This window comes from Nocardia sp. NPDC004604 (genome assembly GCF_040609795.1).
Classification (GTDB): Bacteria; Actinomycetota; Actinomycetes; order Mycobacteriales; family Mycobacteriaceae; genus Nocardia.
The window spans coordinates 1-15,404 of the sequence record NZ_JBEXLC010000189.1; the positions used below are offsets into that span (position 1 = coordinate 1).

Here is a 15,404-nt window from a genome sequence, read left to right on the forward strand (position 1 = left end):
GACGATATGGTGCGCGACGGGACTGCGCGACATCGATGCCAAGGTCACCACGTTCCACCCCGCCCGGCCGCCACTGAGATGGTCGAGGGAGGCGAATTTGCGGGCGATATCGTAGGGGTCGTTGTAGGTCGTCGTCGCGGTCGCGGCGACCCCGATGTGCTCGGTCGCCGCGGCGAAGGCCGACAGCAGCGCGAGTGGCTCGAAATGCTCGTTGCGGGCAGTTCTGCTCAAATGTTGCACGTCGGTGCCCCAGAGCGCGACGACGTCGGGCACGAAGACGCAGTCGAAGATGCCGCGCTCGAGCGTGTGCACATTGCGGCGGTGGAAGTCGAAGTCGAGCTGGGCATCCGGCTTGGTCAACGGGTGCCGCCACGCGGAGATGTGGCCGCCCGGACCGTCGATGATCGCCCCTAGCCGCAATACCCTGGGTTGCTGCGCCATGTTTTCTCCTGCGTTTCTGCTGTGCTCGGCCGGATCAATGAGAGAGAGCCGCGGGCAGCGGGGGACTCGATGGTTGCGATCCGATCCGCGCACCGGGCGTGAACCGGACGGGCATCTGCATGTAGCCGTGGATCTGCCCCACAGTGGGATATTTCTCGGCCGCGCCTTCGACGATCTGATAATCGGGCATCCGCGCCAGTACCTCGCCGATGACGACCTCGAAGTCCATCCTGGCGATATGGCGTCCGATGCACCGGTGGATGCCGATCCCGAACGCGGCCTGTTTGCCTGCGTCCCTATCCAGGTCGATCAGCTCCGGATTCGGGAAGACCTTGGCATCCAGATTCGCCGCGGCCCAGGACAACAGCACCCGGTCACCCTTACGGATCGGACAGCCGCCCACGGAGGCGTCCGCCATGGCGGTCCGCCCGGCGCCCATGACCGGCGTGAAATACCGCAGGAATTCATCGCACACATCGGGGATCAGTTCGGGCGATTCGATGAGCCGCTTCCTGGCTTCTCGATTGCGGTCCAGGTAGTCCAGCGTCGAGGCGAGCAGGGCCGTCGTGGTGTCGACCCCGCCGGGTATGACCGCGTTGCAGACCGCGACGACATCTTCGTCGTCGAGTTTCTTCCCGCCGATCTCGAGCTGGGTCAGGAAGCTCACGAAATCGTCTTGCGGATGGGCGCGGCGCTGCGGGACCAACGCACGTACCGTTTCGATCAGCCGCGCGAAATCGGCCTCGACGCGGTCGAATTCGGGTGTCCCGGGCAGGGTATAGACCAGGGCATGCAGGACATCGGCGAATACGCGCCAGTCCTCCATCGGCAAACCAACGAGTTCGAGCGTGATCAGCGCGGGCACCGGGTTGGACAGATCGAGCACCAGATCGATCTCACCGGTCTCGATGTATTTATCGACGCACCACGAGGCGTACTGCTGGATGCGTGGCCGCAACCGCCGCGCGGCCGGTGGCGAAAAGAAGGAATTGAGTGCCCTGCGCCATTCCGTAAATTCGGGCGGATCGATTTCGAGCGGCAGGCCGCGGAAGGTGGACGCGGGAACGACGGTGCCCTGCGGCCGACCGGGCGTATTGGGCAGCTCGTGCGCCGAGGAGAATAGCTCGGGTTGATGTGCGACCTGGGATACTTCGTCGAATCCGGCCATCAGCCAGAAGCCGCCGTGCCGCCGGCTGTAGGACACCGGGGCATGGGTGTTCATCGAAATATTCGTGGCCCAGGGGTCGGCGGCGTATTCCGCCGAGTGGTGATCGAAGTCTGTTTCCCAGGGGTCTTTCGACATTCTCGTCCTCGCATTCGATGCCGTCATTCGATCGCCCGGCTCCGCTGCATCGCACCGAAGCTGCCGTAGGGATATCCCGACCCGCCCGGGTCGCTCGCCTCGTTCAGGCGCTCGGTCTCGTCATCGGACAACGTGATCGAGCGAGCCTCGAGGTTGGCGGCGAGCTGCTCGGCGGTCCGGACACCGAGGACCACACCGCTGACGCCCGGTCGCGCCGCCACCCAGGCCAATGCCACCGCCGCGGGCGTGACATTTCTGGCGACGGCGATTTCGCCGAGCAGCTTCAGGACGAGCCAGGTGCGTTCGCGCGTCACATGGGCGCTATACAGGGCGTTGACGTAGGCGTCGTGCATCTTGCCGCGCGCCGTCGGATCGGCGAATCGCGCAGTTTCCGTTGGGGTTTCGTGCCGGGTGTACTTACCACTGAGCAGGCCGCCGGACAGTGGTGACCACGCGAGCAACCCGAGACCGTTGTGCAGGCCCGCCGGGATGATCTCCCATTCGACCTCCCGGCACAGCAAGCTGTACTGCGCTTGAAAGGTGATCGGTGTCGTAAGCCCCAGCGTCTCCGTCAGATCGACCGTTTTCTGCAGCTGCCAGCCGGTGTAGTTGGAGATCCCGGCGTAGCGAATCTTCCCGGCCCGCAACGCATCATCGAGAAAACGCAGGGTTTCCTCCAACGGCGTCAACGGATCCCAGGTATGCGCCTGATACAGGGTGAGGCAATCGACGCCGAGGCTGCGCAGGGATATCTCCAGCACGCGGGTCAGATTGTGCCGGGTGTTACCCCACTGATTCAGGCCCGCGGTGGTGGTGTAGCCGCCGCCCTTCGTCGATAGCAGGACCTGCTCGCGCACCTGTGGCGATTTGGTGCGCAACCATCGGCCGATGAGCTGCTCGGCGCGGCCGTCGGTATAGGCGTCCGCGGTGTCGATCAGCAGACCGCCCGCGTCGACGAAGGTGTCCAGCACCTGGATCGTCTCGTCCTCGTCGGTGCTGTCGCCGAAGGTCGCGGTGCCGAGCGCGTAGATCGAGGTGCCGAGCCCGCTGGCGCCGAGCGGCACATATTTCATGGGCATCGCGTTATGCCGAGTCCACCGCAATGGCAAGCGCCGGGCAAGTGTATTCCGCCTGGCGCACCTCGGCCAGCGTGTCGTCGGATACCGTGCCGGGCAGTACGAAGGCTATTCCGTTGTCATCCTGGTCGAACCATTCGGGCGCGGCTAGTACGCACTGGCCGGAGCCGATACATTTATCTCTGTCCAAATGGATATCCAAGAGTTCTCTCCTCGCCTAGCTTGTTACCATTTCACCGGGAGCGCGTTGACGCCGTAGATGGCGAGCACGAGTTTGTAGGAAATATCCTCCACCGGAATGGCCAGTTCGAGCGTGGGGATGCGCCGATAGAGTGTTCCGTAGACCACCTGCAACAGCACCCTGGAGAGTTGCTGGCCGATGCACTGATGGATGCCGAATCCGAAGGCGAGATGATGCCGGGCATCGCGGTGCAGATCGAGTTCGTCGGGGTCACCCGCGAAGGCCTGCGGATCGTGATTCGCCGTATCCGTCGCGACGATGATGCCCTCGCCGGCGCGAATCAGAACGCCGCCGACCTCGATATCGTCCATGGCCACCCGTCGCCTGCCCAGGTGTGCCACGCTGAGGTAGCGCAACAGTTCTTCGACCGCATTGGCGATGAACGCCGGGTCTTCCGACTCGCGCAGCTCGGCGAGCTGGTCCGGATGGGCTAGCAGCGCCATCGTCCCGAGCGTGATCATGTGCGCGGTCGCCCCGTGCCCGGCGGCCATCAACAGCAGTGCGGTGGCGACGATCTCGTCGTCGGGCAGTTCGCCCGCACGCACCAGATGCCCGATCACGCCCTCGCCCGGTGCGGTCTTGGCGCGCTCCACCAGCGAGCCGAGCAGGGCGCGCATATCTTCGATGACCTGCCGGTGTACCTCGTCGGAGGAGCCGGGCACGGCCATGATCTTGCCGAGTGCGGCGAAGCGTTCGCCCTCGCTGTCGTGCACGCCGAGGATCTCGCAGATCGCCTTGGACGACATCGGCACGGCCAGTGTGGAAAACAGGTCAGCGCCGGCCCCGGCGGCGAGCATGGCATCGATCAGTTCGTCGACGGTCCGCTGGAAGGAGGGGCGCAGCTTTTCCATCCGCCGGTTCGCGAAATCCGCGGTCACCATGCGTCGCAGGTATGCGTGCTCGGGATCGTCGACGGTGGGCATGGAGCGGTTGCGGGTGTGGAAGGCCTTCGCCTGCGGCGCCGCGAACGTGTATCCAGGCATGCTCTGATCGGAACTGGCGCGCGAATCGGCCAGCACCGCGCGGCCCTCGGCATATCCGGTGATCAGCCAGGGCGTGCTGCCGTCCCAGATCCGCACGCGGGAAACCGGGGCGGTCCGGGCGATCTCCCGCAGTTCCCGCGGTAGCTCGAGCGGACAGCTCGGCGTCCGCGCCATCGGATAGAAGGGTGCCTCCGGTGGTGTCGACATGCTTTCAGTCCTACCGAGCGAGCAGATCCACGTAAAGTGAACCTTGGTACACGAGCATTTGCCATGTACGAAGGTTCACTTACATTTCCGGCGCATTCTGCGTAGAAATGATTCGACGCTGACCGGCCGCTGCCGATCGCATTGTGATGCTGCCGAGATGTCCGCCTTGGGGGATGTAGTGCAACTTTCCGAGCCACACCATTCTGCAGGGCAATCCGTGAGTTCCGGATCATTATTTCTGAGCTATCTCTATGTGCCGGGTCATCACACGAGCAGAATCGAACGCTCCTACGCCTCGGACGCGGACGCCGTCGTGCTCGATCTCGAGGACGGCGTACCGGAATCGAAAAAGAAATACGCCCGCGAGGTGATTTCCGACGTCGTCGCGGGCCGCGTCGCCAAGCCGACGTTCGTGCGGGTGAACTCCGTGGCGAGCGGGCTGTGCGCCGATGATGTGCTCGCGGCCGCCGGGCCCGCGCTACGCGGGCTGCGCATACCGAAGGTGGGCGGCGTCGACGACCTGCGCCAGGTCAGCGGGCTGCTGGCCGAGATCGGCCATCCGGCCGATATCCATCTGCTGATCGAATCGGCCGCCGCGCTGGAGCAGGCCTACCCGCTCGCCACCGCCGCGCCCGCGGTCACGATGCTCGGGCTCGGCGAATCGGATCTGCGCGTGAACTTGGGTTGCGAACTGGACGGCCAGACGATGGACGCCGCCCGCATTCGCGTGGTCATGGCCTCGCGTGCGGCAGGACTGCCGAGTCCGTGTCAGAGCGTCTATGCCGAGGTCCGCGACCCCGAGGGCCTGCGAAGTAGCTGTGTCCACGGCAAACGGCTCGGATTCTTGGGGCGCATGGCAATTCACCCCGACCAGCTGCCGATCATTCACCAGGTGTACCGGCCCGCGCCCGACGAGATCGCCGAGGCGATCGGCATCTGCGAGGCAGCCGATCGGGCCGGGGAACAGGACACGGCGGTGGTGGTATCGGACCGGCAACGCCTCGTCGCGCCGCCCATCCTGGCGAACGCGCGCCGGGTGCTGGAGCTGGCCCGCGCACTGGACCTACTCCCGGACCTGGCATGACCGGCGCCGAAACCACCACCGACCGGCTGCTCGCCGCGTTGTCGAGGGGGGTGGAGATCCTGGATCTGGCCCAGCCGTTGGCAAATGGCATGCCGTGCTCGCCGAATCATCCGGGGTTCCGGATGGCACTGGCTCGTCGGCACGGCGATGTGGTCCGCGCCGACGGAGGCTCGTCGGCCAGCGAGATCATCACGACCGGCGGACACGTCGGCACCCATATGGACGCCCTTTCCCATGTCTCCCAGGACGGTCGGCTGCACGGCGGCGCGGACAGCGCCGAGGCCCAACGCGGCGGCGCCTTTTCCGTGCACGGCATCGACACCGTCGCGCCGATGGTGTGCCGGGCGGTCTTCCTCGATATCGCGGCGCTGCACGGCGTCGACTGCCTGCCCGCCGGGCACGGAATCACCGCGACGGAATTGGCCGCCGCGGCGCGCCGCAGCGGCGTCGAACCCGCCGCGGGCGAGGTCTGTCTGATCAACACCGGCTGGAGCCGCTGGTGGACCGACCCGCAGGCCTATCTCGGACAGGCCACCGGCGTGCCCGGAGTGACGCCTGACGCCGCGCACTGGTTGGTAGCCAAGGGAATTCGCGCAGCAGGCACCGACACCACCGCTTTCGAACAGATCCCGCCCGGACGTGGTCACACGATCATGCCAGTGCACCGGATCATGCTCGTCGACGGCGGCGTCCACATCGTAGAGAACATGCGGTTCGACGAGCTCACCCGCCGCGCCGCGGTGGAGTTCGGCTTCGTGCTCGCGCCACTGAAAATCCTCGGCGGCACCGGATCCCCGGTCCGCCCTCTCGCTCTGCTAGGCCGGTGAATTATGCCCTCCGACAACGATTTCGATCTCTTCGCCGCGCCGATCGCGGACGACCCCTTCACTGCTTACGACGATATCCGCGCGCGCTGCCCGGTGGCGCACAGCGAAAAACACGGCGGCTATTGGATCGCGGCGAACTATCAGGCCGTCGATGACGTGGCCAAGAATCCCGAGCTGTTCTCATCGGTCTCGATCAGCGTGCCCAAGAACGCCTTCGGCGACGACCTGGCCGAACGGCCGCCGATCACCCTCGACCCGCCGCGGCACGGCCCGTTCCGGCGCACCCTGCTGCCCGCCTTCAGCCCGCGCCAGATCAAGGCGCTGGAACCGTCGGTGCGTGCACACGCCCGCGAACTGCTCGCGACCATCGCGGGCCGGGACGAGTGCGACGCCGCGGCCGAGTACGCCAAGAAGATCCCGTCGCGGTTCATGGCCCAGATGATCGGCCTACCCGACGATCGCCAGGACGAGTTCGCCGAACGCATGCGCGCCATGCTCGAATCCAACGAGATGGCCGAGATCCAGGCCGCGATGGCGCAGACCCAGCAGTTCCTCGAGGAACTGCTGGCGGAGCGCCGCCGCGAACCCGGCGAGGATCTGGTCAGCTGCGTGCTGTCCGCCGAGATCGACGGCCGGACCCTGACCGGTCCGGAATTGATCGGGTCACTGGTGCTGATCATCACCGCGGGCATCGATACCACCTGGAGCGCGATCGGCAGCAGCCTGTGGCATCTGGCCCGGCATCCCGAGGACCGCAAGCGGCTCGTGGCCGAACCGGAGCTGATCCCGACCGCGGTCGAAGAGTTCCTGCGTGCCTACGCCCCCGTCCAGATCGCGCGGGTCGTCACCGAGGACACCGAATTCCACGGTGTGCGACTCGGCGCGGGGGATTCGATCCTGCTCGGGCTGCCGTCGGCCAACCGGGACGCCGCGCAGTTCCCGGGCGCCGATCGGGTCGAAATCGATCGGGAGGTCAACCGCCACTTGGCCTTCGGTGTCGGCATTCACCGGTGTATCGGCTCATCGATGGCCCGGATGGAAATGCGGATCGCGCTCGAGGAATGGCTGCGCGCGATCCCGGAATTCAGCCTGGCGTCCGGCGACGCCGTGAAGTGGTCGACCGGGCACGTCTGGGGGCCGCGCCGACTGGATCTGCACCTCGGGGGTTCGCATGCGCGTACTGATCGACGCTGACAAATGCCAGGGACACCTGCGCTGTATGGGATTGGCCCCGGAGGTATTCGACTGCGACGACCTCGGCTACGGGGTGGTGATCCTGACCGGCCCGGTGCCCGCGGGGTCGGAACAACTCATGCGCCGCTGCGCGGCCAACTGCCCAGAGCAGGCCATAAGTATCCGGTGACCACATCGAGCAATGGAGAAGAGATGACCGAGATCACCCCAGAATTGGTAGCCGCCGCCTACGCGGCGGTCAGCTCCGGCGACCGCGACAAGACGGCCCAGTATTGGTCCGAAGACCTGCGCTTCCTGGCGCCGGGCAGCCATGCCGAGGCCGGTTGGCGCGTCGGAATCGATGACTTCCTGTCCTACGTCGCGGGGATGCTGGCGGCCTCGGGCGGGTCATGGACGATGCAGCCGATCACCCTGCTGATCAACAACGAGGACGGGTATTCGGTGGACGCCAACCGGATTCACGCGGTGCGTAAGGGTGCACCGGAGGGCAGCACGTCGCCGTTCGACGTCCTGGACATCTCCGGAGTGCAAATGCTCAAGTGGGAGAACGGCAAGGTGGTCGAGGGGTACGGCGGCATCTTCGGGGCCGGCGAGACGAACTACAACCAGTGGTGGTCACCGCTGACGGGGAGCGGCGAACGGCGCTACTGAGCGCCGGAAGGTGGTTGTGGTGGAACCGATTCGCAGTTGGCTCTATGTGCCCGCCCATCGGGTCGCGCTGCTCGACAAGGCCATGGCCGGGCAGGCCGACGCCGTCGTGCTCGACCTGGAGGACGCGGTGCCCGCCGACGCGAAGCGGTTTGCCCGCGACCAGGTGACCGCGGCGCTGGCGGCGGACTGGCCGAAGCCGATCTGGGTGCGTCTCAACGCACTCGAATCGCCCTGGGGCGCGGCAGATCTGGCGGCTTTGGCCGGAACGTCCGCGGCCGGGTTGCGGTTGCCGAAGGCGGAGTATCCGGACCGGGTCCGCAGGGTGGCTCTGGATTCCGGGCTGGCCGTGCACGCCATCATCGAATCGGCGCTGGGCGTGGAGAACGCCTACCGGATCGCCACCGCGCACCCCGGCGTCGCCCTGCTGTCCCTCGGCGAGGCCGATCTCATGGCGGATCTGCGGCTCGGCGATCTCGGCGCACTGGACTGGGCGCGCCAGCGCGTCGTCAACGCCAGCCGGGCCGCCGGGCTGCCGAGCCCGCCGCTGGCGGCCTGGACCGACGTCGCGGACCTGGACGGCCTCAACGTGGATACCCGAACGGCCAAGGAGCGCGGCTTTTTCGGTCGATCGGTCCTGCACCCCAAACAGGTGAGCGTGGTAAACCAGCTCTTCACACCGGATCCCGGCGAGGTGGCCGCGGCGCGCGCCCGGCTGCACGGCCAGCTCGGCCGAGCGGATGCCGCCTGGCTCGACGATCAGGGGAGATTCGTCGATGCCGCGCTGCTGGCCAATGCGAAATGGGTGGTCGACCTTGCCGAGGCGCTCGCCCGCAGAGAGGTAGGCGCGTGAACCCCACTCCCGCACAGCACTTGGCCAAACTGGCGCACACCGTCGCACGGAAGGGGTTGCCGCGCGACTTCCGCGACGAGATGGCCGGGCGGGTACTGGATCTGATCGGCAACAGCCTCGCCGCGGTGCCGACCGACGCCGCCGTTGCGGTATCCGCCATGGCTGAATCCTGGGGCGGCGCACCGCAAGCCACGGCGATCTCGACGGCCCGGCGACTGCCCGCCCACGCCGCCGCGCTGGTGAACGGAACCCTCGCGCACAGCCTGGATTTCGACGACACCCATCTGCCCTCGGTGCTGCACCCGTCCGCGGCGGTGCTGCCCGCCGCGCTCGCCGTCGCCGAGGCCGTCGGCGCGTCCGGCGCCGCGCTGCTGGATGCCGCCGCGATCGGCATCGAGGTCACCTGCCGCCTCGGCATGGCGGGATATGAACCGGCCGCACACAATTCGATCTTCTTCGACCGCGGCCTGCACGCCACCGCGATCTGCGGCACGGTCGGCGCGGCCGTCGCCGCCGGCATGCTGTACGGACTCGACGAGGCGGAGCTGGCCTCGGTCATCGGCATCGCCTGCAGCATGGGTTCGGGCATCATCGAGGCGAACCGGACCGGCGGCACCGTCAAACGCGTGCACTGCGGCTGGGCGGCACACGCCGGGGTGGCCGCCGCCGATCTGGCCCGGCACGGGCTGACCGGGCCGCCGACGGCACTGGAGGGGCGCTTCGGGTTCCTCACCGCGTTTTGCGGGGACCGGGCCGACGCCGATCAGCTCACCGCGGGGCTCGGGACGCGATGGGAAGCCCGGCGGGTATTCGTCAAGCCCTATCCTTGTAACCACTTCACCCACGCGGGCATCGATGCCGCACTGCGGCTGCGGTCGGCGGTGGTCGACCCTGGTTCGATCACGGCGCTGACCCTTGGCCTCCCCGCGCCGGTGGTGCACGCGATCGGCGAACCGCGTGCGGCGAAGATCCGGCCGAGTTCGGGCTATCACGGTGCTTTCAGCGGACCGTTCACGGTCGCGGCGGCCTTGCTCGGCGGGGGTGGACTCGGCGTGTCCCATGCGGACTTCACCGATGCCGCTGTGCGTTCGGCAGACCGGCTCGCCTTGGCCGCGAAGGTCCGGGTAATCCCGGACGCGCAGTGCACCAGCATCTTTCCGCAACAATTCCCCGCGGTGCTGACCGCCGAACTCGCCGACGGTTCCAGCCATGTCGAACGGATCGCGGTGAACCGGGGCGGCCCCGAAAACCCGCTCACCCCGGCGGAATTGCTCACTAAATTCCGGATCAACGCCGAGCGGGTCAGCACACCCGCACAGGCCGAATACATCGCCGAACTGACGGGCGCGCTGCCGACCGCGACGGACCTCACCACGTTGACCGCGGCACTGCGTGACCGGAAGGCTGAGCCGATGACCACGTGACATCGGCGAGTCGAGCCGAGGACACCGAATGGTTGTGGCCGCTACTGCTGCCCCGCGGCCTGGGAACCGCGTCCATCGACAACGGCGAACGGGACGGTCCGGCGTTCTCAATCGAGCAGACGACCCTGTAGCTCCCGGTGATCGTCCTCGGTCCACCCGTGTGCACCGAGCCATTGGCGCACGCCGCCGAAGTGGTCGTCGAATGCGTTGAGCAGGTCACGTATGAAAGACGGCTGCGGCTGCATACTCGACAGCGGCCGCGCCGCCACATCGGCGGCGTACAGGACATTGGCGCGCAGCCGCGCCACGATATCGGGCATCCGGTCGCCGGTCTGGACGTAGTCCGCGACGATGGCGTCCCTGCGCACCCCGATCGCATCCATGGCCAGCGCGCACACCACCCCGGTTCGGTCCTTGCCCGCCGCGCAGTGCACGATAGTGGCGCCCGCGCCACGCGCGATGATCCGCAGCGCCGCGACGACGGAATCCGGTCGTTCGGTGCAATAGCGCAGGTAGTGGCCGGTCGAGCCCAACGGTTTGGTCGCGCCGTTCGCGGGCGCTCGGTGCCAGGGCATGGTCCGGTCGACGTCCACCCGGTCCGGTTTCTCGGTTTCCGCGAACAGCGACAGGTGGTGGATCGTGATGCTGTCTACGCGGGTGAGCGGGCCGGGGCCGGAGAGCCGGACCTCCGGTTCACTGCGCAGGTCGATGACATCGTGGACATCCAGTGTGCTCGTGATGTGCTCGATATCCGCGGGGGTGAGATCCTGCAGACCGTCGGCGCGGATCACTCGGCCGAAACCGGTGGCACCGCCCGATGTCGTCGCCAACCCGCCCAGATCGCGCACGTTCACCGCGCCTTCGAGGTTGATCCAGCGGTTGTCGGCGTTCATCGCAGTACTCCGGTCGGTGTGTCGGTGGGCAGTGGTCGCATGGCCGCGGTGTCCGGGGGATAGGGGCCGATCCATTTGGCCAGCGGCTGCTCCGGGGTGTATGCGGGCCATCCCGGAGTGCCATGGCGGGCCAGGTCGACCAGCCCGTTCTGTTCTTGTGTCGCGACCGCGCGATCGGCGTCGGTTCCTTCCGGACCGGCCGGGTCGCTGAACAGCGCCGAGGTGTCCGCGGCGTGCACGGCACGGCGCGCGATGTGCGGATAGCCGGCCAGATGCGAGATGGTGGGGTGGTAGTCGAATACCTGGGCCCAGCAGGCTGCTCCGGAACTGTGCAGTGCGGCCAGCAGGTGTTCGGCCGGGCGTACGTAGAGTTCGGCCGACAACCGGGCGATCTTCTCCTCCCGCGCCGGGTCATCGGTCGCCCCGAAACAGGCGGCGTATTTGGCATCGACCGCCGCGCCCCGGGCGAGCTCCAGAATTCCCGCCTCTTCGGAGGTCACCGACACCAGGACGGGCAAGGTGGTCGTTCGTTCGGCGATCGAGTCCAGCAGTGGGCGCGGGATGAGGTCGCCGTCGATCACCGCCCGGTAGCGCACCGAACCGGCGAGCATGGTCTGCGAATGGCTGTACCGCAGCGCAACATTCGGCACATTCACCAGGTCACGGGGACCGCGCGCGAGGTCACCAGAGGCGGCGAGGAAGCGCCGCGCGAGGTCGGCGGCATCGGCACGGTGATGGTGTGTATCGGCGCCGCCGCTGTAGATCGCGGCCTGGTGGAACAGCCCGGCCGCCGAGGGGGTGCCCAGCAGGGTCGCCACGTCGTTTCCGCCGGTCGACAGGCCGAAGAGCGTCACATTGTCCGGATCTCCGCCGAACGCCGCGATATTGTCCCGCACCCAGTGCAACAGCAGCAGCTGGTCGCGCACGCCGAGGTTGGCGCTGTCGGCGAATTCCGGATCGAGGTCGTCCAACGGCAGCCAGCCCCACGGTCCCAGCCGGTAGTTGGCGGTCACCACGACGAGGCCGTGCCGTCCGGCATAGGTCCACGGATCGATGGTCCGCATTGTGCCACCGACCATATGCCTGCCTGGATGGAACCAGACCAGGACCGGTTGTCCGGCACCGGGTTCGGGGCGCGGCGACCAGATGTTCAGGTTGAGGCAGTCCTCGGCCTGCACCGCGTCCAGGTACAGCGGGTTCCAGCGTTGCGGTGTCACCCCCATGGGGACCTGCCAGCTCACCGGTCCCCAACGAACGGCATCGGTCGGGTCGGTCGATACGGCCGCGGCCGGCCGGGCCGGGCGAAACCGCGCCGGAATTCGGCCGTACGGTATTCCCCGCCAGTTCGGGACCCCGCGATCGAGGAATCCGCGCATGCGTCCGGAGGTTGTCTCGATCGTCAGCACGCTGACTCCTCGTCTGCCGAATTCATATCCGCCGGGCCAGCTGAAGAAATGTTCCCGCGGTGGCGCGGACGGCGCCGCCGCGATGCTCGATCGCCGCGCGCAGCCGCGCGAACAGGACGGCACGGTCGGGCGGCGCGAGCCGTTGGTGATCGCTGAACGTGGTGATCAGTCCGATCCATTCGTCAGCGTTCATGGTGAGTTCCCAGTGATAATTCCGCTGGGTCACCGCGACGAAATCCGTGTCGTTCACCAGTGGGTCGTGAACACCTTCGGTGCTTTTCTGCCTACCGCCGCCGACCTGCGTTTCTCGTGCACATTCTCGGTAAATATCATCGAATTCATCGAGTATCGCGGAATCCAGTTCATAGAAACTCCAGAATCGGGCGATATGCCCGCCGGGCGACAGGAGTTTCGCCGCCTGCCGTGCGCCGGAGATCGGGTCGATCCAATGCCAGGCGTCAGCGCTGATAATCAAATCGAACCGCCGGTCGCCTGCCTGCCATGTCTCGAAATTCGATATCTCTACGGGAATACCTTTGCGCTGCGCGAAACGGGCCATTCGTTCGTCCGGTTCCAGCCCGAGAACGGAAAAGCCGCGCCCAGCCAGCGCGGCGGCGGCCTTTCCGGTGCCGCAGCCGACATCGAGCACATTCGCTGCGGTCAACTGGGCGAGGTCGTCGACCAGGGCCTGCGGGAAGTCCGGGCGATAGTGCTCGTATTCCTCGGCCACGGTACCGAACGATTCGGCGCGCTCGCGGTCGAGATGGCGTGTGCTGAACGACATGCGGACGATTCCCCTGCCACTCGGATCGACTGCGGCACGCCAATGGCGCACGGTTTCAGATATAACCGTGGAGCTCCGCCATTGTAAAGTGAACCTTTGTACAGCGCGGTCGGCTGATGTACTAAAGTTCACTTTACGACGCCACCCGTCGATGGGCTAGAAATAGGCAATGTCCAGTATTCCGCCGCTGCCGGAAGGCGAGGTAATGCCCGATGGCCCGTTGCCCCTTGCCGATGTGAAAATCATCGACATCGGGACCTTGCTCGCCGCGCCGTTCGCGGCGGCCATGCTGGCGGATTTCGGCGCTGAGGTGATCAAGATCGAACAGCCCGCCGGCGATCCGCTGCGCGGGTACGGCCACCGGAGTGTCGGTGTCGCCTTGTTGTGGAAGGTAGTCAATCGCAACAAGAAGAGTGTGATCATGGACCTGAAGGATTCGAGAAATCATGACAAATTTCTCGAACTGGTCGCCGACGCCGATGTGCTGATCGAGAACTTCCGGCCCGGCACGCTGGAGCGCTGGGGCCTTTCCCCCGCGGTATTGCACGAGGTCAACCCGCAATTGGTGGTGACACGAGTAACCGGATTCGGCCAGGACGGTCCCTACGCGGGCAGGCCGGGATTCGGCACCCTGGCCGAGGCGATGAGCGGGCTGGCGGCGATCTCGGGCGAGCGGGGCGGTCCGCCGCTCCTGCCCGCGTTCCCCCTCGCAGACGCGTTGGCCGGGTTGCATGCCGCCTGCGCGACACTGATCGCCTTGCACGCCAGGCCTCGGATAGGTGGCGGGCAGGTGGCCGATGTCGCGATCACCGAGGCGATGATCGCGGCGATGGGCGCGCAGGTGACCGCCTACGACAAACTCGGCATCAAGCCGGAACGGGTCGGCAACGGCTCGGACAACAACTCCCCGCGCAACGTCTACCGATGCGCCGACGAGCGTTGGGTGGCCGTTTCGGCGCCCGCGCAGTCGGTGGCCGAACGGGTCATCCGGCTGGTCGGCCGCCCCGAACTCACCGAAGAACCGTGGTTCGCGACCGGCCGCGGCCGCGCGGCGCACCGCGAGACGCTCGATGACGCGCTCGCCCAATGGGTCGGCCGATACTCCCGTGACGAGGTGATCGCCGCGTTCGAGCAGGTCGGCGCCGCCGCCGCGCCGATCTACGAGGTCGACGACGTGCTGCGGGACCCGCACTTCCTGGCGCGGGAAGTGACGGTTCGCGTGCCCGATGACGAGCTGGACAGCGTCCGCATACCGAATGTGGCGTTCCGACTGTCCGCGACGCCGGGCCGAATTCGATGGGCGGGCCCGCGACTGGGCGAGCACACCGACGATGTCCTGAACGGGAGGAGACCGATGACCGCAACCGTCGAGGAGCAGCGCTGGCAGCTGCTGGATCCGGCGATCGACCCCGCCGATCCCGACGAATACCTGCGGACGGCCGTGCGCTGGCATTTCGGGGCGGAGACCGGATCGCCGTTCTGGCTACGCCGCGCGCGCCAGCTGGATTTCGATCCGCTGACCGATATCCGGACCTTCGACGATCTGCGGCTCTTCCCGAATATCGTGGACGAGCTGCGCACCGTGCCGGTCGAGGAGCTGATTCCCCGCGGCTACGGTCCGAACCCGGCGGCTCCCCGGGTATTCGAGAGCGGCGGGACCACCGGCGCGCCGAAGCGCGCCATCCTGATGCCCGACTGGATCGCGAGCGCCGTCGATCGGATGCTGAAGGGGCCGCAGTTCGCGGACCGGGCACCGTCCAACATCCTGGTGCTCACTCCGACGGGACCGCACAAGATCGGCTGCATGTACGACTACATCGCCGAACGCCAGAACACCGTCAAATTCTGTATCGATATGGACCCCCGATGGGTCAAGAAGCTTGTTGCAGAAAACAAGTCGGACGAGGTTGACGCGTATGTGCGGCATATTCTCGATCAGGCGGAACATATTCTCGCCACCCAGCGCGTCGGATTGCTGGTGACCACACCGCCGGTGCTGCGGGCCTGCATTCGCCGCCCACGACTGACCGAACTCATCAA

16 protein-coding genes are annotated in these 15,404 nt (G+C 66.8%); 8 read left to right on the forward strand and 8 right to left on the reverse strand.

The features are described from left to right. From ABZW16_RS39035 to ABZW16_RS39055, 5 genes are all read right to left on the reverse strand, one after another. On the reverse strand, positions 1–441 hold a 441-nt coding region (locus ABZW16_RS39035; protein ID WP_354961177.1), incomplete at its 3' end, for an LLM class flavin-dependent oxidoreductase. Between the two features lie 34 nt (positions 442–475). Next, a complete protein-coding gene (locus ABZW16_RS39040; RefSeq protein ID WP_354961178.1) occupies positions 476–1,744 on the reverse strand; it encodes a cytochrome P450 in 1,269 nt (422 codons plus the stop codon). Positions 1,745–1,767: 23 nt separating this feature from the next. Next, complete coding sequence (locus tag ABZW16_RS39045) at positions 1,768–2,817, reverse strand: aldo/keto reductase (protein ID WP_354961179.1); 1,050 nt, start codon at positions 2,815–2,817, stop codon at positions 1,768–1,770. 10 nt (positions 2,818–2,827) lie between these two features. Beyond that, the gene (locus ABZW16_RS39050) at positions 2,828–3,022 is read right to left on the reverse strand and encodes a ferredoxin (protein ID WP_354961180.1); all 195 of its coding nucleotides are present in this window, start codon (positions 3,020–3,022) and stop codon (positions 2,828–2,830) included. A gap of 23 nt (positions 3,023–3,045) precedes the next feature. Continuing rightward, entirely contained in the window at positions 3,046–4,251 is a 1,206-nt protein-coding gene (locus ABZW16_RS39055; protein WP_354961181.1) for a cytochrome P450, read from the reverse strand. Positions 4,252–4,468: 217 nt separating this feature from the next. On the opposite strand from ABZW16_RS39055, the gene ABZW16_RS39060 reads away from it, so the two are divergent. The 7 genes from ABZW16_RS39060 to ABZW16_RS39090 are packed head-to-tail and all read left to right on the forward strand — an operon-like array spanning position 4,469 to position 10,281. After that, on the forward strand, positions 4,469–5,335 hold the full coding sequence (locus ABZW16_RS39060) for a CoA ester lyase (protein WP_354961182.1): 867 nt from the start codon (positions 4,469–4,471) through the stop codon (positions 5,333–5,335). After that, positions 5,332–6,162: a cyclase family protein gene (locus tag ABZW16_RS39065; protein WP_354961183.1), complete on the forward strand. Its 831-nt coding sequence runs from the start codon at positions 5,332–5,334 to the stop codon at positions 6,160–6,162. The genes ABZW16_RS39060 and ABZW16_RS39065 overlap by 4 nt, the downstream gene beginning before the upstream one ends. Positions 6,163–6,165: 3 nt before the next feature. Next, positions 6,166–7,356 carry a cytochrome P450 gene (locus tag ABZW16_RS39070; RefSeq protein ID WP_354961184.1) on the forward strand — a complete coding sequence of 397 codons (1,191 nt, stop codon included), beginning with the start codon at positions 6,166–6,168 and terminating at the stop codon, positions 7,354–7,356. Next, a complete protein-coding gene (locus ABZW16_RS39075; RefSeq protein ID WP_354961185.1) occupies positions 7,334–7,525 on the forward strand; it encodes a ferredoxin in 192 nt (63 codons plus the stop codon). The genes ABZW16_RS39070 and ABZW16_RS39075 overlap by 23 nt, the downstream gene beginning before the upstream one ends. Positions 7,526–7,548: 23 nt before the next feature. After that, positions 7,549–8,007 carry a nuclear transport factor 2 family protein gene (locus ABZW16_RS39080; RefSeq protein ID WP_354961186.1) on the forward strand — a complete coding sequence of 153 codons (459 nt, stop codon included), beginning with the start codon at positions 7,549–7,551 and terminating at the stop codon, positions 8,005–8,007. A 19-nt stretch (positions 8,008–8,026) separates the two neighbouring features. Then, positions 8,027–8,857, forward strand: a complete 831-nt coding sequence (locus ABZW16_RS39085; RefSeq protein WP_354961187.1) for an aldolase/citrate lyase family protein — start codon at positions 8,027–8,029, stop codon at positions 8,855–8,857. Next, the gene (locus ABZW16_RS39090; RefSeq protein ID WP_354961188.1) at positions 8,854–10,281 is read left to right on the forward strand and encodes an MmgE/PrpD family protein; all 1,428 of its coding nucleotides are present in this window, start codon (positions 8,854–8,856) and stop codon (positions 10,279–10,281) included. Before ABZW16_RS39085 ends, ABZW16_RS39090 begins: the two co-directional genes overlap by 4 nt. Before the next feature lie 107 nt (positions 10,282–10,388). On the opposite strand, the gene ABZW16_RS39095 is transcribed toward ABZW16_RS39090, so the two are convergent. Genes ABZW16_RS39095 through ABZW16_RS39105 form a run of 3 tightly spaced genes read right to left on the reverse strand, consistent with a single transcriptional unit; the run spans position 10,389 to position 13,364 of the window. Then, entirely contained in the window at positions 10,389–11,174 is a 786-nt protein-coding gene (locus ABZW16_RS39095; protein WP_354961189.1) for a tyrosine-protein phosphatase, read from the reverse strand. Continuing rightward, entirely contained in the window at positions 11,171–12,580 is a 1,410-nt protein-coding gene (locus ABZW16_RS39100) for a carboxylesterase family protein (protein ID WP_354961190.1), read from the reverse strand. The genes ABZW16_RS39095 and ABZW16_RS39100 overlap by 4 nt, the downstream gene beginning before the upstream one ends. A gap of 22 nt (positions 12,581–12,602) precedes the next feature. Next, entirely contained in the window at positions 12,603–13,364 is a 762-nt protein-coding gene (locus tag ABZW16_RS39105) for a class I SAM-dependent methyltransferase (RefSeq protein ID WP_354961191.1), read from the reverse strand. Between the two features lie 169 nt (positions 13,365–13,533). On the opposite strand from ABZW16_RS39105, the gene ABZW16_RS39110 reads away from it, so the two are divergent. Beyond that, on the forward strand, positions 13,534–15,404 hold a 1,871-nt coding region (locus tag ABZW16_RS39110; RefSeq protein WP_354961192.1), incomplete at its 3' end, for a CoA transferase.